Origin of the sequence: Micromonospora tulbaghiae (genome assembly GCF_900091605.1) — a bacterium.
Classification (GTDB): Bacteria; Actinomycetota; Actinomycetes; order Mycobacteriales; family Micromonosporaceae; genus Micromonospora; species Micromonospora tulbaghiae.
This window is the reverse complement of the sequence record NZ_FMCQ01000004.1, coordinates 362,239-383,768: the sequence shown is the minus strand read 5'-3', so window position 1 is coordinate 383,768 and position 21,530 is coordinate 362,239. Positions and strand designations below refer to the sequence as shown.

Annotated in this window: 18 protein-coding genes; 6 read left to right on the top strand and 12 right to left on the bottom strand. The window is 74.2% G+C overall.

Translation table 11 applies throughout. The features are described 5' to 3' along the window. From GA0070562_RS14495 to GA0070562_RS14485, 3 genes are all read right to left on the bottom strand, one after another. Complete coding sequence (locus tag GA0070562_RS14495; protein ID WP_091421163.1) at positions 1 to 948, bottom strand: LLM class flavin-dependent oxidoreductase; 948 nt, start codon at positions 946 to 948, stop codon at positions 1 to 3. 119 nt (positions 949 to 1,067) lie between these two features. Then, positions 1,068 to 2,402: a low temperature requirement protein A gene (locus GA0070562_RS14490; RefSeq protein WP_091421158.1), complete on the bottom strand. Its 1,335-nt coding sequence runs from the start codon at positions 2,400 to 2,402 to the stop codon at positions 1,068 to 1,070. A 45-nt stretch (positions 2,403 to 2,447) separates the two neighbouring features. Then, the gene (locus GA0070562_RS14485) at positions 2,448 to 3,014 is read right to left on the bottom strand and encodes a TetR/AcrR family transcriptional regulator (protein WP_091421155.1); all 567 of its coding nucleotides are present in this window, start codon (positions 3,012 to 3,014) and stop codon (positions 2,448 to 2,450) included. A gap of 147 nt (positions 3,015 to 3,161) precedes the next feature. On the opposite strand from GA0070562_RS14485, the gene GA0070562_RS14480 reads away from it, so the two are divergent. Continuing rightward, complete coding sequence (locus GA0070562_RS14480) at positions 3,162 to 4,097, top strand: SDR family NAD(P)-dependent oxidoreductase (RefSeq protein ID WP_091421151.1); 936 nt, start codon at positions 3,162 to 3,164, stop codon at positions 4,095 to 4,097. Between the two features lie 61 nt (positions 4,098 to 4,158). Here the strand turns inward: GA0070562_RS14480 and sucB are convergent, their stop codons facing one another. Together sucB and lpdA are read right to left on the bottom strand one after the other, a co-directional pair. Further along, positions 4,159 to 6,003 carry a 2-oxoglutarate dehydrogenase, E2 component, dihydrolipoamide succinyltransferase gene (gene sucB / locus GA0070562_RS14475; RefSeq protein WP_091421147.1) on the bottom strand — a complete coding sequence of 615 codons (1,845 nt, stop codon included), beginning with the start codon at positions 6,001 to 6,003 and terminating at the stop codon, positions 4,159 to 4,161. A gap of 66 nt (positions 6,004 to 6,069) precedes the next feature. Further along, entirely contained in the window at positions 6,070 to 7,461 is a 1,392-nt protein-coding gene (gene lpdA, locus GA0070562_RS14470; protein WP_091421141.1) for a dihydrolipoyl dehydrogenase, read from the bottom strand. A 179-nt stretch (positions 7,462 to 7,640) separates the two neighbouring features. Here lpdA and GA0070562_RS14465 point away from each other — a divergent pair, with 179 nt between their 5' ends. Then, complete coding sequence (locus GA0070562_RS14465; RefSeq protein ID WP_091421137.1) at positions 7,641 to 7,970, top strand: hypothetical protein; 330 nt, start codon at positions 7,641 to 7,643, stop codon at positions 7,968 to 7,970. A gap of 55 nt (positions 7,971 to 8,025) precedes the next feature. Here GA0070562_RS14465 and GA0070562_RS14460 read toward each other — a convergent pair whose 3' ends face one another. Then, entirely contained in the window at positions 8,026 to 9,594 is a 1,569-nt protein-coding gene (locus GA0070562_RS14460) for a leucyl aminopeptidase (protein WP_091421134.1), read from the bottom strand. 166 nt (positions 9,595 to 9,760) lie between these two features. Here GA0070562_RS14460 and gcvT point away from each other — a divergent pair, with 166 nt between their 5' ends. Further along, the gene (gene gcvT / locus GA0070562_RS14455) at positions 9,761 to 10,885 is read left to right on the top strand and encodes a glycine cleavage system aminomethyltransferase GcvT (protein ID WP_175438736.1); all 1,125 of its coding nucleotides are present in this window, start codon (positions 9,761 to 9,763) and stop codon (positions 10,883 to 10,885) included. A 10-nt stretch (positions 10,886 to 10,895) separates the two neighbouring features. Here the strand turns inward: gcvT and GA0070562_RS14450 are convergent, their stop codons facing one another. The 3 genes from GA0070562_RS14450 to GA0070562_RS14440 all read right to left on the bottom strand — a co-directional run bounded on the left by GA0070562_RS14450 (position 10,896) and on the right by GA0070562_RS14440 (position 14,991). Beyond that, positions 10,896 to 12,185 (bottom strand): DUF2314 domain-containing protein, encoded by a 1,290-nt coding sequence (locus tag GA0070562_RS14450; protein WP_091421131.1) that lies wholly within the window; start codon positions 12,183 to 12,185, stop codon positions 10,896 to 10,898. A gap of 63 nt (positions 12,186 to 12,248) precedes the next feature. Further along, positions 12,249 to 13,022, bottom strand: a complete 774-nt coding sequence (gene cobS / locus GA0070562_RS14445) for an adenosylcobinamide-GDP ribazoletransferase (RefSeq protein ID WP_091421129.1) — start codon at positions 13,020 to 13,022, stop codon at positions 12,249 to 12,251. Next, positions 13,012 to 14,991: a bifunctional adenosylcobinamide kinase/adenosylcobinamide-phosphate guanylyltransferase gene (locus tag GA0070562_RS14440; protein WP_091421127.1), complete on the bottom strand. Its 1,980-nt coding sequence runs from the start codon at positions 14,989 to 14,991 to the stop codon at positions 13,012 to 13,014. Before GA0070562_RS14440 ends, cobS begins: the two co-directional genes overlap by 11 nt. 268 nt (positions 14,992 to 15,259) lie before the next feature. Here GA0070562_RS14440 and GA0070562_RS14435 point away from each other — a divergent pair, with 268 nt between their 5' ends. Further along, the gene (locus GA0070562_RS14435) at positions 15,260 to 15,460 is read left to right on the top strand and encodes a hypothetical protein (RefSeq protein ID WP_091421123.1); all 201 of its coding nucleotides are present in this window, start codon (positions 15,260 to 15,262) and stop codon (positions 15,458 to 15,460) included. Further along, positions 15,457 to 16,251 carry a site-2 protease family protein gene (locus tag GA0070562_RS14430; protein WP_091421120.1) on the top strand — a complete coding sequence of 265 codons (795 nt, stop codon included), beginning with the start codon at positions 15,457 to 15,459 and terminating at the stop codon, positions 16,249 to 16,251. The genes GA0070562_RS14435 and GA0070562_RS14430 overlap by 4 nt, the downstream gene beginning before the upstream one ends. A gap of 51 nt (positions 16,252 to 16,302) precedes the next feature. Here GA0070562_RS14430 and GA0070562_RS14425 read toward each other — a convergent pair whose 3' ends face one another. After that, a complete protein-coding gene (locus GA0070562_RS14425; protein ID WP_091421116.1) occupies positions 16,303 to 17,301 on the bottom strand; it encodes an aldo/keto reductase family protein in 999 nt (332 codons plus the stop codon). A 44-nt stretch (positions 17,302 to 17,345) separates the two neighbouring features. Next, positions 17,346 to 18,002: a TetR/AcrR family transcriptional regulator gene (locus GA0070562_RS14420; RefSeq protein ID WP_091421113.1), complete on the bottom strand. Its 657-nt coding sequence runs from the start codon at positions 18,000 to 18,002 to the stop codon at positions 17,346 to 17,348. Positions 18,003 to 18,081: 79 nt separating this feature from the next. Here GA0070562_RS14420 and GA0070562_RS14415 point away from each other — a divergent pair, with 79 nt between their 5' ends. Beyond that, entirely contained in the window at positions 18,082 to 18,561 is a 480-nt protein-coding gene (locus GA0070562_RS14415; protein WP_091421110.1) for a cupin domain-containing protein, read from the top strand. Between the two features lie 67 nt (positions 18,562 to 18,628). Here the strand turns inward: GA0070562_RS14415 and GA0070562_RS14410 are convergent, their stop codons facing one another. Beyond that, positions 18,629 to 20,554 carry a WG repeat-containing protein gene (locus GA0070562_RS14410; protein WP_225853400.1) on the bottom strand — a complete coding sequence of 642 codons (1,926 nt, stop codon included), beginning with the start codon at positions 20,552 to 20,554 and terminating at the stop codon, positions 18,629 to 18,631. Between the last annotated feature and the right edge of the window lie 976 nt (positions 20,555 to 21,530).

Sequence of the window (21,530 nt, the reverse complement as noted above, 5' to 3'; positions counted from 1 at the left end):
TCACTTTCGAGTGTGCTCGAAGTCCAGCTCTTTTCCGGCCAGCCGCGGCAGGAGCGGGGCGAGCGCGTCGACGGCCCCGGCGCGTACCACGAAGCGGGTGACGCCCCAGCGGCGCTCGTGCCCGGCCACCGTCGAGACGATCTCGTCGGGCGTGCCGATCAGCACGAACGGGGTGGCCAGCACCTCCGCCGGCGTGAGTCCGGTCTCGGCGGCCGTCACGGCGGCGGCCGCCTCGGCGTCGTCGGTCACGGCGACGTGCTGGACCAGCGCCTCCAGGACCGGCAGGGTGTCCCGGCCGGCCGCGCCGGCAGCCACGTGCGCGAGCTGCGCCTCGATCTGGTCGGCCCGCCACCGGACGGTGTGCTGGTGGCCGTCGGGCAGCGTCCGGCCGAAGCCGGTCAGGCCGACCACGTCGGCGTGCGCCCCGGCCCAGCGCAGCAAGGTCGAGTTGGCGGTACCGACGGTGAGCGGGATCCGGTCCTGGACCGGCCGGGGCTCCTTGAGGCGTGCCGCGTGCATGGTCAGCTCCTCGGTGTCCACAGTGACCTCGTGGCCGGCCAGCAGCGACCGGACCGCCTCGGCCACCGCGACGCAGCGGCGGACCCGGCCGGCGACGTCCGGGCGCTCGCGCCCGACGGCCCGCCACTCGGCCGGCGTGTGGCCGGCACCGAGGCCGAGCCGGGCCCGCCCGCCGGAGACCACGTCCAGGGTGGCCACGTCGGCGGCGAGCAGGATCGGCTCCCGGACGCCGGCGTTGGAGACGTACGAGCCGAGGCCCAGCGTGCTGGTCACCGCCGCGGCGGCGGCGAGCGCGACGAACGGCGACGCGCAGTCGCCGGGGTGGTCGGCCGCGAACAGCGCGTCGAAACCGGCTGCCTCGACGGTACGGGCCAGCTCGGTCCAGCTCGCCGCGTCGGTGGGATGGGCCTGTACGGAGAAGGTCGCCATCGGTCCAGCATCGGCGCGCCCCGGACCGCCGGCCACCCCGTGCGCGCCGATTCTGCCGACGGCCGAACGTCACACCGCGTCGAGGCGGGCCAGGTCGGCGGGGGAGAGGCGCAGGTGGTTCACCCGTTCTCGTCGCGGTCCTCGGGCTGCTCGTGCCAGCGGGCCCGCCAGGCTGCCTCGTGCGCCTCGTGGCTGGTGCGCTCCTCGAAGATCAGCTTGCGCAGCGCCTGCCGGCCCTCGGCGAAGACGATCACCTCGACGGCCACCATGCCCACTGTGATCGCGGTCAGCATGCCCAGCGCGGCCAGCCCCGGCACCCGCTCCGCGACCGGAATGGTCACGCCGAGCAGCAGCACCGTGCCGACCCGGGTCCAGCTCACCGTGTGCAGGGTGCGGAGCTGGAACAGCATGTTGCCGCAGAGGTAGCAGATCACGCCGCCGAACAGCAGCGGCACGCCCGGGCCGTGCGCCGGTTCGCTCGGCGGCACGTTCGGGTCGGCGATCCCGTGCACGATCGTCTCGGCGCCGAGCGCGAACAGGATGATGCCCGCGATCATCGGCAGGAACAGGTACGCGTACGCGTCCCGGGCCATCGCCACCCGGGGACCGTCCTGCGCGGCGTGCAACGCGATCCGGGCGGCCGGGCCGACCATGTCGTAGTGCGCCCACCAGAGCGCGGCGGTGAAGAAGATGCCGAGCACCGCCGCCGCCACGGCCGGCCAGGTGGGCGGCTGGCCGAGCAGGTTGCTGCCCACGCCGACCGAGATGACCGACTCGCCCAGGGCGATGATCAGAATGAGGTCGTACCGCTCGGTCCAGTGTTCGGCGGACGCGACGCCCCAGCCCCAGGTGCCGGCGAGGATGCCGGTGCCGTACTGGAGCAGGATGACCCCGGCCCACAGCACGTCCCGGAGCACCGCGGCGGAGAACAGGTCGTCGATCCTCGGCGGCAGCAGTGCGGCGACGAGCAGCAGCGCGGTGCTGCCGATCGCCTCGGGGGCGAACCGGATCAGTTGCCGGCGCTCGTTCGGGCTGTCCCGGACGGCGTGCCGGTAGAGCAGCAGGTGCACCAGCCGCAGGACGGTGTAGCTGAGCGCCGCGACCATCGGCCCGGCCGCGCTGCCGCGCGGGTCGCGGAACGCGTGCGGCAGGGACAGCGCGAACGTGAACAGCGCGGCCATGCCGACCGTCATGAGCACCGGGACGAAGCCCTCGCCGAGGCGTACCCGGGTGGCGACCACGCTGTGCACCACCCACGACCACCAGAGCACGGCGAGGACCAGCAGCGCGTGCAGCAGCGCGCCGCCGGTCACCTGGAGCGCGGTGGCCCGGGTGATGATGAAGAACGAGAAGACGAAGACCAGGTCGAAGAAGATCTCGAACCGGTCGACCCGGGCGCCCGGGGCCACCGGCACGGCCGGCCCCAGGCGTCCTCGCCACCCGTACGAGCCCACCGGCCGAGTCTGTCAGCGCCGGTCCGGGGCGCGGGCCGATTCCGGTCAGCCCGGCCGGTGACGCAACCCGTCCATCAGCAGGTCGAGCAGGCGTCCGGCCTGGGCGCGCTGGTCCGGCTCGCCCGCTACGAGGGAGACCCCGCTGAGGCTGGCGAGCACGTCGGCGGCGGCCACGTCGGCGCGTACGACGCCCGCGGCGGCACCGGCCGCGAGCAGTTCGCCGAGCGCGGCGAGCAGCCGGTCGCGGCTCTGCGCGTACGGGTTGGTGCCGGAGGCGATGACCAGCCGTAGCGCGTCGGCCATGCCCCGCTTGGTGGCGAGGTAGTCGACGAACCGGTCCATCCAGGTGCGCAGTGCCGCGTCGGCGGGCTGGGCCGCGAGCAGTGCCGGCGCCGCGTCGCAGAGCTTCTCCAGCTCGTTGCGGTACGCCGCCTCGATCAGCGCCTCCCGGCTGGGGAAGTGGCGGTAGAGCGTGCCGATGCCGACGCCGGCCTCCTTGGCGACCCGGTCCAGCGTTACCTCCGGGCCGTCCTGGGAAAACGCCTGGACCGCGGCGGCCAGCAGCCGCTGCCGGTTGCGCAGCGCGTCCGCGCGCAGCGGTCGGTCGGGCACGGGCCCTCCTCCCTCGACCGGGTCGCCGGCCCGGCACCGTGGTAACCGGAGCCCCCTCCGGTTATGCTGGCGGAGTAACGGAGGATCCTCCGCTTCTCATCGTAGCGGGCGGACATCGGTCCGCGTCGCCGCCGACAAGGATGGACCATGACAACCCCGACACCAGTCACCACCCCGTTCTCCGCCGAGACCACAGCCCTGGAGGTGGTCCGCGACCTGGACCTGACCGGCCGCCGGGCCGTCGTCACCGGCGGCGCCTCCGGGATCGGCGTGGAGACCGCCCGCGCGCTCGCCGCCGCCGGAGCGGACGTCACACTCGCCGTACGCAACACCGAGGCCGGGCAGCGTGCCGCCGACGACATCACCGGCAGCACCGGCAACGACCGGATCCTGGTCGCCCCGCTCGACCTCGCCGACCTCGCCTCGGTGGCCGCGTTCGTCCGCACCTGGGACGGGCCGCTGCACATGCTCGTCGACAACGCCGGGATCATGGCCTCGCCCGAGATGCGCACCGAGCAGGGCTGGGAGATGCAGTTCGCGACCAACCACCTCGGTCACTTCGCGCTCGCCACCGGGCTGCGCCCGGCGCTCGCCGCGGCCGACGGCGCACGGATCGTCTCGGTCAGCTCGGCGGCCCACCTGCGCTCACCGGTGGTGTTCTCCGACATCCACTTCCGGCAGCGGCCGTACGACCCGTGGCTGGCGTACGGGCAGTCCAAGACCGCGAACGTGCTGTTCGCGGTGGAGGCGACCCGCCGCTGGGCCGACGACGGCATCTACACGAACGCTCTGATGCCGGGCGCGATCCGGACCAACCTCCAGCGCTACATCAGCGAGGAGGAACTGGCGCGGATGCGCAGCGGCAACGCGGCCGCCTTCAAGACCCCCGAGCAGGGCGCGGCGACCTCGGTCCTGGTCGCCACCTCGCCCCTGCTCGACGGCGTCGGCGGCCGGTACTTCGAGGACTGCCAGGAGGCCGGCCCGAACCAGCCGGGCACCCGCACCGGCTGGGCCGCGTACGCCCGGGACCCGGAGGCCGCCGAGCAGCTCTGGACCGTCTCCGAGGAGCACCTGCGCGGCTGACCGCGGAAACGGCGAAGGGGGCGCGCGGCATGTCGCCGCGCGCCCCCTCGCCGTCTCGGATCTACAGACCCAGTTCGGCCTCGAAGTTGCCGCCCTCCAGCCGCTCCTTCACCGCGGTGAGGAAGCGGGCCGCGTCGGCGCCGTCGATCAGCCGGTGGTCGTACGACATGGCCAGGTAGACCATCGACCGGATCGCGACGACCTCACCCAGCTCCGGGTCGTTGACCACGACCGGGCGCTTCACCACGGCGCCCGTGCCGAGCATCGCCGACTGCGGCGACGGCACGATCGGGGTGTCGAACAACGCGCCCCGGCTGCCGGTGTTGGTGATCGTGAAGGTCGCCCCGGCCATCTCGTCCGGGGTGATCTTGTTGGCCCGGGTGCGCTCGGCCAGGTCGGCGATCCGCTTGGCGATGCCGCCCATGTTGAGGTCACCGGCGTTGTGGATGACCGGCACGAGCAGCCCGCGCTCGGTGTCCACCGCGATACCCAGGTGCTCCGCGGCCGGGTAGGTGATCGTCCCGCCGTCCAGGTCCATGCTGGCCTGGACGATCGGGTACGTCTGAAGCGCCTCGATCGCGGCCAGCGCGAAGAACGGCAGGAAGGACAGCTTCACGCCGTGCTTGGCCTGGAACGAGTCCTTGGCCCGCGCCCGCAGCCTGGCGACCTTGGTGACGTCGACCTCGACGACGGTGGTCAGCTGCGCCGTCTCGTGCAGCGACTGCTGCATCCGCTTGGCGATGGTGGCCCGGATCCGCGGCAGCTTCTCCGTGGTGCCCCGCTTGGCGCTCGGCTCCGGCTTGGCGGCCGGCTTGGCCGGGGCCTCGGCCTTGGCGGCCGGCGCGGCCGCAGCCGGCTCCGGCTTGGCGGCCTTCGCCTTCTCGGCCGCCTCCAGCACGTCCTGCTTGCGGATGCGGCCACCCACGCCGGTGCCCTTGATCGAGCCCAGGTCCACGCCGTGCTCGGCGGCGAGCTTGCGCACCAGCGGCGTCACGTACCCGGCGGCGTCCTCGCCGTACTCGGCCGGAACGCTCTGGCGCTGCGTGGCGGCCGGCGCGGCCGGCTGGGCCGCCGCCTCGGCCTTGGCCGGCTTCGCGGCCTGCTCCGTCTCGGCGGCCGGCTCGTTGTAGGACGCGCCGGGGGTCGGTTCCTCGACCTTCGGCTCCGGCTTCGGCTCGGCCTTCGGCTCCGGCTTCGGCTCGGCCTTGGGCTCGGGCTCGGGCTTCGGCTCCGCCTTCGCGGGCGCGGCGCCGGCCACCCCGACGATCGCCAGCACGGCGCCGACGTCGGCGGTCTCGTCCTCGGCGACCTTGATCTCCTGAAGCGTGCCGGCGACCGGCGACGGGATCTCGGTGTCGACCTTGTCGGTGGAGACCTCCAGCAGCGGCTCGTCGACCTCGACGGTCTCGCCGACCTGCTTGAGCCAGCGGGTGACGGTGCCCTCGGTGACGCTCTCGCCCAGGGCCGGCATGGTCACCGGCGTGCCCTCGCCCGACGACGCGGCGGGCTGGGCCGGCTCCTCGACGGCCGGCTGCTCGGCCTCGGCGCCCGGCTCGGCGGCGGCCTGCTCGGCCTGCTGCTCCGGCTCGGGACCGGTGCCCTCGGCGGCGGCCGTCGGCTCGGTGGCCGGCTCGGCCTCCTCGGTGGGAGCCGCGCCGGCGTCCTCCCCCTCGCCGGCGATGACCGCCAGCTCGCTGCCGACCTCGGCGGTCTCGTCCTCGCCGACCACGATCCGGCTCAGCACGCCCGCCGCGGGGGACGGGATCTCGGTGTCGACCTTGTCGGTCGACACCTCGAGCAGGGGCTCGTCGACCTCGACGGTGTCACCCTCCTGCTTGAGCCAGCGCGTGACGGTGCCCTCGGTGACGCTCTCGCCGAGCCGGGGCATGGTGACCGATACCGGCATGTTCTCCAGACTCCTTCATTCCCCTGGTGGGATCATCGCCCGTCGCCGGACGCCGCGGTTGTCGTGTCAGGCGTGCGCGTGCAGCGGCTTGCCGGCCAGGGCCAGGTGCGCCTCGCCCAGAGCCTCGTTCTGCGTCGGGTGGGCGTGCACGAGCTGCGCCACCTCGGCCGGGTACGCCTCCCAGTTGTAGATGAGCTGCGCCTCGCCGATCAGCTCACCGACCCGGGCGCCGACCATGTGCACGCCGACCACCGGGCCGTCGTCCACCCGGACCAGCTTCACGTGGCCGGCGGTCTTGAGGATCTGGCTCTTGCCGTTGCCGCCCAGGTTGTAGTTGTAGGTCTTGATCTTGTCGGCGCCGTACTGCTCCTTGGCCTTCGCCTCGGTCAGGCCGACCGACGCCAGCTCCGGGTCGCAGTAGGTGACGCGCGGGATGCCGGCCTCGTCGATCACGGCCGGGGTCTTCCCGGCGATCTCCTCGGCGACGAAGATGCCCTGCTGGAAGCCACGGTGCGCGAGCTGCAGGCCGGGCACGATGTCGCCGACCGCGTAGACGTTCGGCACGCTGGTGCGCAGCCGCTCGTCGGTCAGCACGTAGCCGCGGTCCATCTTGACGCCCTGCTCCTCGTAGCCGAGGCCGGCGGTGTTCGGGCCGCGGCCCACGGCGACCAGCAGCAGCTCGGCCTCGACCGTGTCGCCGCCCTGAATGGTCAGCTTCACGCCCTTGTCGGTCTTCTCGACCTTCTCGAACGGCTTGCCGACCTTGAAGTTGATCTTCCGCTTGCGGAACGCCCGCTCCAGCGCCTTCGACGACTCCTCGTCCTCGGCGGCGACCAGGCGGGGCAGCGCCTCGACGATGGTCACGTCCACGCCGAAGGACTTCCAGACGCTGGCGAACTCGACGCCGATCACCCCGCCGCCGAGCACGATCGCCGACGACGGGATCCGGTCCAGCGTCAGCGCGTGGTCGCTGGTGATGATCCGCTCGCCGTCGACGTCCAGGCCGGGCAGGCTCTTGGCGTACGAGCCGGAGGCCAGCACGACGTTGCGGCCGGTGTAGCGCTTGCCGTCCACCTCGACGACGTTCTTGCCGACCAGCTTGCCGGCGCCCGCCACGAAGGTGATCTTCTTGCTGCTGCCCACCAGGCCCTGGAGGCCCTTGTACAGGCGGGAGATCACGCCGTCCTTGTACGAGTTGACCGCCGTGATGTCGATGCCGACCAGCTCGGCCTTCACACCGAACTGCTCGGACTCGCGGGTCTGGTCGGCGATCTCGGCGGCGTGCAGCAGCGCCTTGGTCGGGATGCAGCCGTTGTGCAGGCAGGTCCCGCCCAGCTTGCCCTTCTCGATGAGCGCGACGGAGAGGTCCAGCTGGGCGGCACGCAGCGCCGCCGCGTAGCCGCCGCTACCACCTCCGAGGATGACGATGTCGAAGGTCGTGTCGTTCGGCTCGCTCACATCCAACTCCCAGGTCGCGTCACTGCATCGGGGGTTACGGCGGAGTAACAGACACACCCCACCTCGGTCATCTTGTCACCACCACGGACCGGGCGCGTACCGAGGTGCCCAACGACACGTCGGTGACACGTACCCTTGGCACCGTTCTCGATGACGGCGGTGGGGGAGGAGTGGATTCGGTGGGGCTGTTCCGACGACGCAAGCGCGCGGTCCCGGCGAGCCGCGACCGCGCCGCCGACCGTGCCGACCTGGACCATCTGGAGAACTTCGTCCGGACCCGGAAGGGCGTCGAGGCGTACATCGAGCCCCGCACGACGGTCACCGAGACCACGATCATGCTGATCGCCGACGACGGCGAGTGGACCCGGCGGCGCGTCGGCGGGCCGGACGAGGCCCGCCGCTGGGCGCACCGGATCGCCATCCCGATCTACGACGTGCGGCTGATGGGCTATCCGCAGCGCATGCGCGACTACAACGAGCGTCGCAAGCGCCGCCCCGAGCTGTACTGAGATCACGGAAAAGGGCTCCCGGCGACGCCGGGAGCCCTTTTCTCGTACGAGTCGGTCAGCCGTTGGCGGCGACGTCCTCGACCAGGTGCACGAGCGTGCGCACCGGCACGCCGGTGCCGCCCTTGGTCCAGTAGCCGGTCGCCTCGCCCGAGTGGTAGCCCGGACCGGCGATGTCGATGTGCGCCCACGCCACGTCGTCGGTCACGAACTCGCGCAGGAACACCCCGCCCTGGAGCATGTGCCCGGCCCGGTCCATCCCGGCGTTGACCTGCGAGATGTCGGCTACCTCCGACTCCATGCCCTTGCGCACGTCGTCCGGCAGCGGCATCGGCCAGGCCGGCTCGCCGGTCGCGTCACCGGCCACCCGCACCCGCTCGCACAGCTCCTGGGTGCCCATCACACCGGCGATCCGCTTGCCCAGCGCGATCACCTGCCCGCCGGTCAGCGTCGACGTCTCGAACAGGTAGTCCGCGCCGTCCGCGCAGGCCCGCGCCATCGCGTCGGCCAGCACCATCCGGCCCTCGGCGTCGGTGTTGAGCACCTCCACCTTCTTGCCGTTGAACATGCTGATCACGTCACCCGGGCGGTAGCTGGTGCCCGACGGCATGTTCTCCGCCATCGGCAGGTAGCCGGTGACGGTCACCGACGGCTTGAGCGCCGCGACCGCCAGCATGGCCGCGCCGACCGCCGCCGCGCCCGCCATGTCCGACTTCATCTCCCACATGCCCTGCGCCGGCTTGATCGAGATGCCGCCGGTGTCGAACGTGATGCCCTTGCCGACCAGCGCGACCCGCTTGCCGTTGCCGCCACCGTCCGGCGTGTAGGTGAGCTTCACCAGCCGCGGCGGGGCCTCGGAGCCCTGGCCGACGGCGAGGATGCCGCCGTAACCACCGGCCGCCAGCGCCGCCTCGTCCAGCACCTCGACCTCCAGCCCCGCCTCGCGGGCGGCGGCGGAGACGACGTCGGCGAACGCCGGGGGACGCAGCTCGTTCGGCGCGGTGTTGACCCAGTCCCGGCTGGTCCGCACCGCACCGGCCACCGCCTGCGCCCGCGCGATCTCGGCCTGGGCGGTCGCGTCGGCCGCGTCCGGCACCGCCACCAGCACCTCGGCCACCGGCTCGCGCCGGGCCGGCTGCGGCTTGGTCTTGTAGCCGGCGAACCGGTAGCCGCCCAGCAGCGCGCCCTCGGCGACCGCGCGCAGCGCGGCCGGGGCGTCGGCGTCGTCGGGCAGCGGCAGGGCCAGCGCGACGCGCGGGGCGCCGGCCAGCGCCCGCACCGCGGCACCGGCGGCCCGGCGCAGCGACTCCGGCGCCGGAGCGGCGCCCGACGGCTCCGGGCCGAGGCCGACGGCCACGACCAGCGGCGCGGTCACCGTGCCCAGCGTGGCCAGCTTGATCACCTCGCCCGGGCCACCGGTCGCGCCGAGCAGGGCCAGCGTCTCGGTCAGCTTTCCGTCGAACGCGGCGGCGATGCTCTCCCCGCCGGTCGCCAGCAGCAGGGCGTGGGCGGGTGCGCCGCTGCCCGGCTCGGTGGTCTGGCTGTGCACGCCGATCACGATCGCGTCGACGGCGAGTTCGGCGGGGTCGGTGTCGACCAGGCTGAGGGTGGTGCGGGGCGATGTCACGAAAGCTACTCCGGGCGGGCCGGGCCGGCCGCGTCGTCGCGTACCGGCGATGAAGGTGTCTCCGGCGGCAACCTACCCGCCGGGAGGCGTGGCTGTCCCGCCGATGCGTGCCGACGGGATCCCGCCGATGCTAACCACAGCGGGCCGGGCCGGTAAGTTGCCACCCATGACCGAGGTGACCTCCGACGCTGCCGAGACCCGGCTGCGCCGATCCCCGCTGCACGAGCGGCACACCGCGCTCGGCGCGAAGTTCGCCCCCTTCGGGGGCTGGCAGATGCCGCTGGAGTACGCCGGTGGCGGCGTGCTCAAGGAGCACACGGCCGTCCGTGAGGGCGTCGGCGTGTTCGACGTCTCGCACCTGGGCAAGATCCGGGTCACCGGGCCGGGCGCGGCGGACTTCGTCAACGCCTGCCTCACCAACGACCTCGGCCGGATCACCCCCGGTCAGGCGCAGTACACGCTCTGCTGCGACGACGCCACCGGCGGCGTGGTGGACGACATCATCGCCTACCTGCACGCCGACGACCACGTCTTCCTGGTGCCCAACGCCGCCAACACCGCCGAGGTGGCCCGCCGCCTGCGCGCCGCCGCGCCCGAGGGCGTCACCGTCACCGACGAGCACGAGGCGTACGCGGTGCTCGCGGTCCAGGGCCCGCGTTCGGCGGAGCTGCTGGACGCGCTCGGCCTGCCCACCGGGCACGACTACATGAGCTTCTCCATCGCCGGCCTGGACGGGGTGGAGCTGACCGTGTGCCGCACCGGCTACACCGGCGAGCTGGGCTACGAGCTGGTCGTGGCGTCCGAGCACGCGGTCGCCGTCTGGGACGCGATCTTCGCCGCGGCCGACGACGTGCGTGCCTGCGGCCTGGCCGCCCGGGACACGCTGCGCACCGAGATGGGCTACCCGCTGCACGGGCAGGACCTGTCCCCGGAGATCACCCCGGTGCAGGGCCGCTCCGGCTGGGCGGTGGGCTGGGACAAGGCGGCGTTCTGGGGCCGCGACGCGCTGCGCGCCGAGAAGGCCGGCGGTCCGGCCCGTACGCTGCGCGGCCTGACCGCGGTCGACCGGGCCATCCCGCGCCCGGGCATGGCCGTGTACGCGGGCGACCGGCAGGTCGGCACCGTCACCAGCGGCACGTTCAGCCCGACGCTCAAGCACGGCGTCGCGCTGGCGCTGGTCGACACCGACCCGAAGCTGCCCGACGGCGACGAGCTGGAGGTGGACATCCGTGGCCGCCGCGCCCGGATGCGCCTGACCAGGCCGCCGTTCGTCAAGCCCTCGGTGCGCTGAGCCGCGCGGGTCAGTCCTCGCCGCGCTCCCCGGCGTCGAGGACTGCCTGCGTCCAGCCGCCCTCCAGCACTCCGGTGCCGTCCAGCACGGCCCAGTCGACCACGTCCGACGCCTCCACCACCACGGGGGAGCCGATCCGCACGCTCGGGTCGGTGTTGGCGTCGCTGGCGCTGGCGGCGACGATCCGTTCCGGGGTGTCCCACGAGGTCACCCCGGCCCAGACGTACTCGGGGCCGTCGTCGCCCGGCAGGCCGTACTTGACCACGAGCTGGCTCTCCTCGGGCAGCCGCCCGGCCAGGAAACGGGCCCGGATGTCGCCCAGCGCGGCGCGGGCGGTCTCCACCGCGCGGCTCATCGCGTCACCGGTGCGGGTGTAGCGCACGTCCGGCTGGATGCCGTTGAACAGCGTGGCGCAGGCGGCGGCGAAGTAGCGGCCGGGCGGGCCCGGGTGCCCGGGCGGCGGGTTGAGGCTCAGGAACGAGTCGGCGTCCGGATCGGTGGCCGGGTCCAGCTCCAGCCGCAGCAGCACCGGCGCGGTCGCGCCGTGCTGCTCCGGATTGCCGTACGCCACGGCGATGTCGTGCCCGGTCACCGTGGCGAGCACCGGCAGCTGCACGAACGCCGGCACCTCCTCGCCGGTGAGCCCGTCGGTCCAGTCCCGCAGCAGCCGCCGGGCCGCGCCGGTCATCACCGCGCCCCACGCCCGGGTCAGGTGGTCCGGTACGCCCTGGGCCTGCAACTCCAGCAGCCCGAACCGGCGCAGCCCTTTCGTGGTGAACCACAGCCCGTCGGAGTCCGAGGAGTAGGGCACCAGCACCCAGTCGACGAGCCGGATCCGGCCCTGCTCGTCCGGCAGCGAGCGCAACGCCGCCGCCGGGTCCAGGAACTGGAGCCCGAAGACGTCCACCACGTCCCCGCCCACCGTCTCGGCGACCGCCGCGGCCACCGCGCGGGCGGCCCACTCGTGCGCGGGCGGCCAGCCGGGCCGGTACTCGGCCTGCACCACCACCAGGTGGGTGGCGGCGGCCAGCCGGGCCAGTTGCTCCTCGGTGGCGCCGAACGCGGTGAGCAGGTCCGGCGGCAACTCGGGGAACTCGTCGACGGTGCGGGTGTCCACGGTCATCAGCGGGCTGTCGAGCATCTGCCGGGCCAGCCCGTGCACCGGCTCGGCGAGCCGGCCGGCCAGCCTCTCCACAGCGGTCTTCGGGCTCACCTTCGGCAGCCCGGTGATCGGCACCAGGTAGGTCGCGTCGAGCGACTCGGGCACCGGTACCGGCAGGAAGTCGTCCGTGATGAGCATGCCGTCCCCCTCGACCGTGCCGGTGCACTCGCCCCGAACGCTACCCGCCCGGACCGCCGGCGCTCAGCCGGTCAGCGCCAGTCCCAGGTAGGACAGCGTGGTGACGATCTCCACGAGCGCGCCGAGCACGTCGCCGGTGATGCCGCCGAAGCGGCGTACCAGGTGCCGGAGGAGCCCGGCCGCGACGGCGAGCGCGCCGAGCACGGCGAGCGGCCCCTGCCACGGACGGTCCGGCACCGCGGGCACCGCCGCCAGCGCGACGGCGAGCGCGCCGAGCGCCAGCGCCGCCCGGCCCACCGTGCCGGCGACGAGCGCGCCCAGGCCCTCCGGCCGGGCCGCGGGCACGCCGCGCCGGCAGGCCAGGCCGACGGCGAGCCGCCCGGCCGCGGTGGCCGCGACCACGGCGGCGAACGCGGCGAGGGCGTCCCGGCCGGCCAGCTCCGCGAGCACCGCGCTCTGGAGCAGGAGTACGACCACGAGCGCGACCACCCCGAACGGGCCGACGTCCGGCTGCTTCATGATCTCCAGCGCGGCCGGTCCGCGCCGGTACGAGCCGAGCGCGTCCACGGTGTCGGCCAGCCCGTCGAGGTGCAGGCCCCGGGTGAGCAGCGCGCCCAGCCCCACGGTGACCACTGCGGCGACGAAGGGTGGCGCGAGCGCGCCGGTGAGCAGGAGCACCCCGCCGAGTACGGCGCCGAGCAGCGCGCCGACCAGCGGCGCGAGCGCCATCGCGGTGCCGGCGGCGGCCCGGTCGACCCGGCCGGCGCGTACCGGGGCGGTGGTGAACGTGGTGAGCGCCAGCCGGATGCCGTCGGCGAGCCGCGCCTCAGTCGGCACGTCGGCCGGGGTGGACCGGCTCGTCGGCCCCGACGGTGGTCGGTCCCGGACCGGCCGGCTCCGGCTCGGTGAAGTCCGGTTCGTCGTCGGTCCGGTCGGCGTCGCGGCCGTCGTCGTCGGTGCCGCCCTGGTCCTCGGTGCCGCCCTCGTCGTCGGGGCCGCCCAGCGACGGGTGCACCGGCAGCGTGGCGGCGAGCGTCAGCGCGGAGCGCAGCAGCGGCAGCGCGGCCAGCGCGGTCGCCCCCTCGCCCAGGTCGAGTCGCAGGTCCACCAGCGGGGTCAGGCCGAGCACGTCGGCGGCGAGCCGCACGCCCGGACGGCCGCCGTGGTCGGGCAGCAGGCACCAGTGCCGGGCCTGACCGGCCAGATCGCGGCTGACCATGGCGGCGGCGGTGCCGACCGGCCCGTCCAGCAGCACCGGCACCTTGCGGGCGGTGGCGCCCAGCAGCACGCCGGTGGCCAGCGCGATGTCGCCGCCGCCCAGCTCGGCCAGGACGTCCTTGGCCTCCCGGGCGGAGCGCCGGGTGCGGTGCAGCGCGTCCCGCACCGCCGCGCAGCGGACCATCCAGGCGGTGTCGTCGATCTCGCCCTGCTCGGTGACCACCCGGCCGAGCACCGTCGGCGGCTCCGCGCCCGCGGTGGCCGCGAGCACCGCCGCGGCGGCGGCCTCGGCGCCCGCACCGCACGCGGCCAGCACCAGCAGCTGCACCCCCGCGTCGGCGGCCTGCTCGGCGAGCCGCCAGCCGTAGCGCAGCGCCGCCTCGACCTCGTCGGCGGACAGGGCCGGGCCGTCCTCCATCGGCGCCGAGGCGGGCGCCTCGACGATCTGGAGACCGGCCCGGTTCTCGGCGGCGAGCCGGGCCAGCGCGCCCCGGCCGACGCGGGCCTGCCGGGCGCGGCGGGCCGACTCACCGGGCGTCGCGCCGGCCGACGCGCCGCCCGCGTGGTCGCCCTGGATCAGCAGTACGCGCACCGAGTCCCACGGACGCGGCGTCGAGGTGCCCTGGGTGGCGGCGGCGAAACCGACCACCTGCTCCAGCACGCCGAGTCCGGCGCCCGGGACGTCGAGGGTGGCGAGCCGGTCGACGGCCTGCGGTCCGGTGTAGTCGTCCGGCATCGGCAGTTCCATGCCCGGCTGGATGACCAGACCGGTGGCGATCATCGGCAGCGCCATCGTGGGCGCGGCCCAGTCGCCCGCACCGGGCTCGCTGGACGTGGCCGGGGCGGGTACCGGAGCGGCGGCCGGGGTGAGCACCTCGGGCAGCGTCACGTCCCCGGCGCCGAGGTCGGCCGGCACGGCCTGGGCCGGCGCGGTGTGGGTCGGCGCGGCCTGGTTGTGCGTGGTGCGGGGTGCCGCGGCGCGGCCCGGCACGGTCTCGGGCGACGTGGCCGCGGGCGGCACGGCGTGCGCGGGGGCCGGGGTGGCCGGCTTGAGCCACGCGGTCTGACCTGCGACCACGAGCGCTACCGCGTCGCAGGCGTCGGCGACCGCGCGGTTGGTGGCGCCGAGCGCGTCGGTGAACGCCCGGCCCAGCGGCGTGGTGGGCACCAGGGACAGACCCACCTCGGGGCTGACCAGCACCAGCCGGGCCGTGCTGGAGCGCACCGCCGCGGCCAGCTCGGCGATCGTCGCGGTGTCGTCGGCGGGCTGGTGGGCCGGGTCGAGCAGCACAGTCACCCAGCCGCCCAGGTCGTCCACGAGCAGCGTCTCGTTCGGCCCGGCGGCGGCGATGACCTCGACCAGCCGGCCTGGGTCCGCCGCGGTCTCCTCGGTGCTCCAGCTCCCCGGCCGGCGGGCGCGGTGCGCCGCGAGGCGGATCGCCCACTCGGTGTCCTCCGGGTCCCCGGCCGGGGCGGTGGCCACGTACCGGACCGTGGGCGCGTCGGCGACCAGTGACTCGGCGAACTCGGACTTGCCGGAGCGGATACCGCCGAGCACCAGGAGGGTGTGCCACCCGTCAACGGACATGCCCGTACCTTAGTTCGCCCGCCCCCGTTCCGGGCAGCTCGCCCCTCCCCGCCCTCCCTCCGCCCTCCCTCCGCGCTGATCTTGCAGTTGCGGCCCTCGGGATGCCGGGAATGACCGCTCTGCCGGGGCGGAAACCGCAAGATCGACGGTGCGGGCCGCGGTGGTGGTGGGCATGATCCACGTGGTGGCGGGCCGTCGTCGGCGGGGCCGACTAGGCTTGCGGAGGTTTGGCGTCCCACGGGACGACGGCGGCGAGGGGAGACGCGGCATGGCGTGGAGCTGGCGGTACGAGGGCACGAACGGCGACCCGGCCGACGGGCCGGAAGAGTCGTTCCCGAGCCAGGCGGACGCCGAGTCGTGGATCGGCCAGGCATGGCGGGAGCTCGCGGCATCCGGCGTCACCACCGTCGTGCTGGTCGAGGACGACCGGGTGGACTACCGGATGAGCCTGCAACCCCCGGCCGAATGACCGGCTACGACCGCCCGGGCGAGCCGCTGATCCTCGGCGTGCCCCGGGCGGCGTTCCGGCCGAGCCCGATCTTCCTGGCCCTGGTGGCGCTCTTCGTCGTTTCCGGGGTGATGACCTGGAACCGGTACGGCAACGTCGGCTTCGACGTGTTCCTCTTCGTCGTCTCCGGCTGGCTGGTCTCGCTGTGCCTGCACGAGTACGCGCACGCCGTGGTCGCGTACCGGTCCGGTGACCGGGACATCGCGCACCGGGGTTACCTCACGCTCAACCCGCTGAAGTACACCAGCCCGCTGCTGTCGATCGTGCTGCCGGTGGTCGTGGTGCTGCTCGGTGGCATCGGCCTGCCCGGCGGCGCGGTCTGGGTGGACCGGCACGCCATCCCCGGCCGGCTGCGGCACACGCTCGTCAGCCTGGCCGGGCCGGCCACGAACGTGCTGTTCACGCTGACGCTGGTGGCAGCCGTGGCGTGGGGGCCGGAGCTGGGCGGGCCGCTGGAGTTCTGGGCCGGCGTCGGACTGCTCGCGTTCCTCCAGCTCACCGCCAGCGTGCTCAACCTGCTGCCGGTGCCGGGCCTGGACGGCGGCAACATGCTCCAGCCCTGGCTCAGCCCCGCCTACCGGCGGATGTACGACCTGTTCGCCCCGTACGGCTTCATCCTGCTGTTCGCGCTGCTGTGGAGCCCGCAGATCAACCGGGTGTTCTTCGGCGCGGTCTTCGCCGTCGGCGACGCGCTCGGCCTGCCGCGCGAGCTGTACCAGATCGGCTACGCCCTGATCCGCTTCTGGGAGTAGCCACCCGGTCGCTCCCGGGCCGGTGCGAGCCGGCCCGGGAACGACGCGACGTCACGGGCGCTGAGCCGGGCTCTCGGTCTTCGCCGCGTCCCGCTCGGTGACCGGCTCGACGATCTCGTCGATCGCCTTGAGCAGGTCGGCGTCGAGCTTCACGCCCGCCGCCTTCACGTTGTCGTGCACCTGCTTCGGCCGGGACGCGCCGACGATCGCCGAGGAGACGTTCGGGTTCTGGAGCACCCAGGCGACGGCGAGCTGCGGCATGGTCAGCCCGGCCTGCTCGGCCAGCGGCTTGAGTCGCTGGACCCGGGTCAGCACGTCGTCGGTCATGAACCGGGCGATGAACCCGGCGCCGGACTTCTCGTCGGTGGCGCGGGAGCCGGCCGGCGGCGGCTGGCCCGGAAGGTACTTGCCGGACAGCACGCCCTGGGCCATCGGCGACCAGACGATCTGGCCGATGCCCAGTTCCTCGCTGGTGGGGATCACCTCGGTCTCGATGACCCGCCACAGCATCGAGTACTGCGGCTGGTTCGAGATCAGCGGGATGCGCAGCTCGCGGGCGAGCGCGTGCGCCTCGCGCAGCTGGGACGCCTTCCACTCGGAGACGCCGATGTAGTGCGCCTTGCCGGAGCGTACGACGTCGGCGAAGGCCTCCATCGTCTCCTCCAGCGGCGTGCTGTAGTCGTAGCGGTGGGCCTGGTAGAGGTCCACGTGGTCGGTCTGCAGGCGGCGCAGCGAGCCGTCGATCGACTCCATGATGTGCTTGCGGGACAGACCCCGGTCGTTGCGGCCGGGACCGGTCGGCCAGTAGACCTTGGTGAAGATCTCCAGCCCTTCGCGACGCTCGCCCTTGAGCGCGCGGCCGAGCACCGACTCGGCGCGGGTGCCCGCGTACACGTCGGCGGTGTCGAAGGTGGTGATGCCGCTGTCGAGGGCGGCGCGGACGCATGCGACGGCCGCGTCCTCCTCGACCTGCGAGCCGTGGGTGATCCAGTTGCCGTACGAGATCTCGCTGACCATCAGGCCGGAACGGCCCAGGTGACGGAATTCCATGCTCCCGACCCTAGACCCGCCCGGTCCCGGACGCCGTCCGGCGCTCACCCCGCCAGCGCGTCTCGCATCCGGGCGGCGAGCCACTGCCGGAAGCTCTCCTCCGCCCACCCGCACCGTTGCACCAGCGCCGCGTAGTGCGCCGGGTCGTTGTAGAACCACAGCGCGTCGACCGCGCGCTCGACGCCGGCGCCCGGCCGCAGCGGGCCGTCCAGGGTGAGCAGCCGGTCGACCACCATGGCGGCGCCCGCGCGACGGTTGCGCAGCAGCGTCTCCCACAGGTCGGCCACCTCGGGCGCCTCGTCCGCCGCGCGGCGCACCGTCTCGAAGGCGCCGGCCGCACGGTGGCCGATCAGCGTGCAGACCCCGGCGTACGCGTCGAGCACCGCGCCCTGGTCGGGTGCCTCCCAGACGGGCTGGAACCACGGGCGGCGCGCCACCGGCACCGGCTCGTCGTCACCGGCGAGCGCCTCGTCGAGCACCTGGCGCAGCAGGGCGCCCTTGGAGCCGAACGCGGCGAACACGGTGGGCCGGGCGACGCCCGCCTCGGCGGCCACGTCGGCCAGCGACGTCGCCGCGTAGCCGCGCGTCACGAACAGGTCGGTCGCAGCCCGCACCACCGCCTGCCGGGTACGCCGGGCGCTCTCCTCACGCACCGCCGAGCGGTAGGGGCGCGTCGGCTTGCCGTCCTTGACTCCAGCCATGACCTCGCGATACTAACAATCTATTCACTAGACTCATGGCTATCGAATATTCTCAGGTTCACTGAAATTGGAGGCCGCCATGTCCGTCCGCCCCTACCTGCTCGGCCCCGACGACGGCGAGGCGTACTGGTTCCTCGGCAACCTGTGCACGCTGAAAGCCGGGGGCCGGCACACCCGGGACCGCCTCACCGTCGCCGAGTTCGTGAACCCGCCCGGCTTCGCCCCGCCACTGCACCGCCACCAGGTCGAGGACGAGATGTTCTACCTGCTCTCCGGCACCGCTCGGTTCCACTGCGACGGCGACACGCTCACCGCGGGTCCCGGTGACTTCGTCCTGCTGCCGGTGGGCCTGGCGCACACCTTCGTGGTCGGTCCGGACGAGCCGTTGCGCGCGCTCCAGATCACCACGCCGGCCGGGTTCGAGCGGTTCGCCGCCGAAGCCGGCGTACCGGCGCCGCACCGCCGGCTGCCCGACCCGGCGCCGATCGACCCGGCCGCGCTCGGGCACGCCGCCGCCCGCAACGGCATCGAACTGCTCGGCCCTCCGCCGGCGGCGTGAGCGGGCCGGCGCGAGGTCGCCCGCCGGTCCGGTGGCGTGCCGGTCCGGGTGGCGTGGCGGGCGCGGGTCAGAGCACCGGGCTGGCGTCGGCGAGCAACCGGTCGATCTCCGCGACCACCGCCGCGCGGCCCGGGTGCACCGGGTCGATGAGCGGCTCGCCGCGCCGGTCCAGCGCGCCCCACCGGCCCGACTCGGTGGCGACCAGGAACGCCACCGGATGCACCACCACCGTCGGGTACGCCGGCGTCACCATCACCCGGCCGGTCCGGTCCACCACGCCCCGGCGGCCGGCCAGCTCGACCACTGCCAGTCCGTCGGCGGTGAAACCGTCGACCTCCCGCCCGTCCGCGAGCACCGTGCCGAGACGGTGGTAGCGGGTCGGCACCACCACCTCGCCGGTGAGGTCCACCGCGCCCCAGCCGCCGTTCTGCCGTACCGCCGCCAGGCCGTTGCGGAACGGCCGGGCCTCCTCGTACCCGGGCGGGATCTTCACGATGTTCATCCGGTCGACCGCCATCCACCGGCCCTTGCCGTCCATCGACACCCAGGAAAGCCCTTCCGAGAAGGGCACCACCGACCGGTAGCCGTTGTTCGCCTCGATCAGCGCCGCGCCGGACGTGTCGATGAGCGCCCACCGGGACGCCTCCGGCCGCCGTACCCAGGCCAGTCCCTCGTGGAACGGCTGCGCCTCGGCGTACCGGTGCGCGATGACCATCTCGCCGTCGGCGTCCGCGTACCCCCAGAGCCGCTGCTCCTCGTCGAACGTCGCCACCGGCGGACGCGGGGTGCCGAGCACCTCCTCGGGCCGGCGCGGCGGGGGACCGAAACCGTCGGCGGCGGCCCGCTCCGCGACCGCGTCCAGCGCGACCTCGACCCGGGCGTTCAGCTGCGCGTCCTCGCCGTGACGCAGGTCCAGCGCCCGCTCGAAGTGCAGGCACGCCTCGGTCAGCCGCCCCTGGTCGTAGCAGCACCGCCCGGCGTGCTCGTGCAGCAGCGCGCGCAGCCGGTCCGGCAGCTCCGGCGAGTTCGCCTCGGCGAAGATCCGGTCGGCCTCCGCGTGGTCACCCCGCCACCGCAGCGCCTCGGCGAGACGTGCGCGGGCCAGCGCGGTCCGCCGGAACTCGCCGGTGGCCTCCGCGTACGTGACGGCCAGCCGCGCGTCCCCGAGCGCGTCATCGAGGTCGCCGAGGATCCGGGACGCCACGGCGCGCAGGCTGAGCAGCCGGGCCCGGCTGCGGTTGTCGAGCGTGGTGTCCAGCTTGCCGGTCAGCCCGTCCCGGATGACCCGCAACTGCGCCGGGTCCGGGGCCTGCTCGCGCAGCGTACGCGGATCGAGTTCCCAGCCGACCGCGGCGAGGGCCTGCTCCGGGTCGACCGGAGGCGGCGGCTCGGCGTCCGCCGCCGGTTCCGCGTCGTCGTCGGTTCCGGCTTCGGGGGTACGCGGATCCTGCGCGTCGTCGGTGCCGGTCGGGGTTGGTTCGCCGTTGTCGGTGTGGGCCGGCGCCTGCGGCTGTCCCTGTCGCGCGGGCGTGGCGTGGTCGTGGTCTTGGTCTTGGTGGTGGGCGCTCCCTGGTCCGTCGTCGACGGTGTCGCTGTGGTCGGTGCCGGTCGGAGGAGTGCCGACGAGCGGCTGTTCGCCGGGAGTGGTGCCGCCGCCCTCGGTGTCGGTTGCGGTGCTGACATGCTCCGCGGGTGTGCTGGCGATCCCGTCAGCGGTGGGCGCAGCCTGCGCGGCCGTGGCGTCGTCGGCGCCGGCCGTTGTGCCGGCCTGCTGGGGAGCGGGCGGTGTGGACCCGGTGCGGTCGGCATCGGCGGTGCCGTCGATCGCAGTCGGTTCCTCGGCCGTGTCCTCGGTGAGGCTCTCCAGTGCCGGCTCGGCGGCGGTGGTCTGCGGTGCCGCGCTGTCCTGCCGGACATCGGCGGTGCCGAAGGAGACGACATCGTGCGGAGTGCGCTCCGGACCGGGGCCGGGCAGGCCGGGTGCCGCCGCCACCGCGACCTGCGGTACGGGATCAGCGGCCGACCTGTCGGGTTCGGTTGCGGGGGTGTCGACCTCTGCCGTCGTCCGCTCGGCCGCCGGGATGATCGGCGTGCCGACGGATGCGGACGGCGAGCCGGTGGTCGTCGCAGCACCGGCCGATGCGCCGTCGGCGGACGCGGGGACGACTGGCGCGGCTGCCGGTGCCGGTGTCGGTGTCGGTGTCGGCGGTGTGTCGAGGGTGCTTGCGGGTCCGCCGGAGCTGGCGGGTGCGGGTGCGGGTGTGTCCGGATCCGTGGCGGGGACGGTGCCGGTGTTCGGCACGGTCGGCGTTCCGCTTGTGATGCCGGCGTTCGGCAGGGTCGACGTGCCGCTTGTGATGGCGCCGTCGAGTCCCGGCGCCTCCGTCACGCCGGGCGCCTCTGCCACGGCTTGCGGAGCCTCCGCCACGGCTGCGGCGTCGTCGTCGACGGTGCGCATGGTTGGCAGCGGCGCGCCGAGGGGAGCCGCCGAGGTCCCGACGGACGGCGGCACGCCGCGGTCCCCATCCGACCGCTCGATCGAGTCGTGGCCGGGGAGAGATCTTGGTACGAAACGGCCCCCGGAGGGGCCGGAATCGTCCAAGATCTCCGACGGTTCCGGGGTTCCCGTCGGCTGGGAGGGTTGGGCCGGCCGGAACCATGCCTCGGCGCCGGGGGAGGGCGGAGGTGCCTTCTCCGCCGAGTGGCCGTTCTTCGACGGCTCGTCGCTCCGGTCGGTGGTCGCGTCCGCTCCGGGACGGTCCGTGTTCTGCGCCGGCCGAGCGTCCCGGTCCGCTCCGGGACGGTCCGTGTTCTGCGCCGGCCGAGTGTCCCGGTCGGCTTCGGGCCGGTTCGTCGCGTGTGTGGGCCGGGCGGCCGCGTCGGCCCCGGGACGGTCCGTGCTCTGCGCCGGCCGAGTGTTCCCGTCGGCTTCGGGCCGGTCCGTCGCCTGCGTGGGCCGGGCGGCCGCG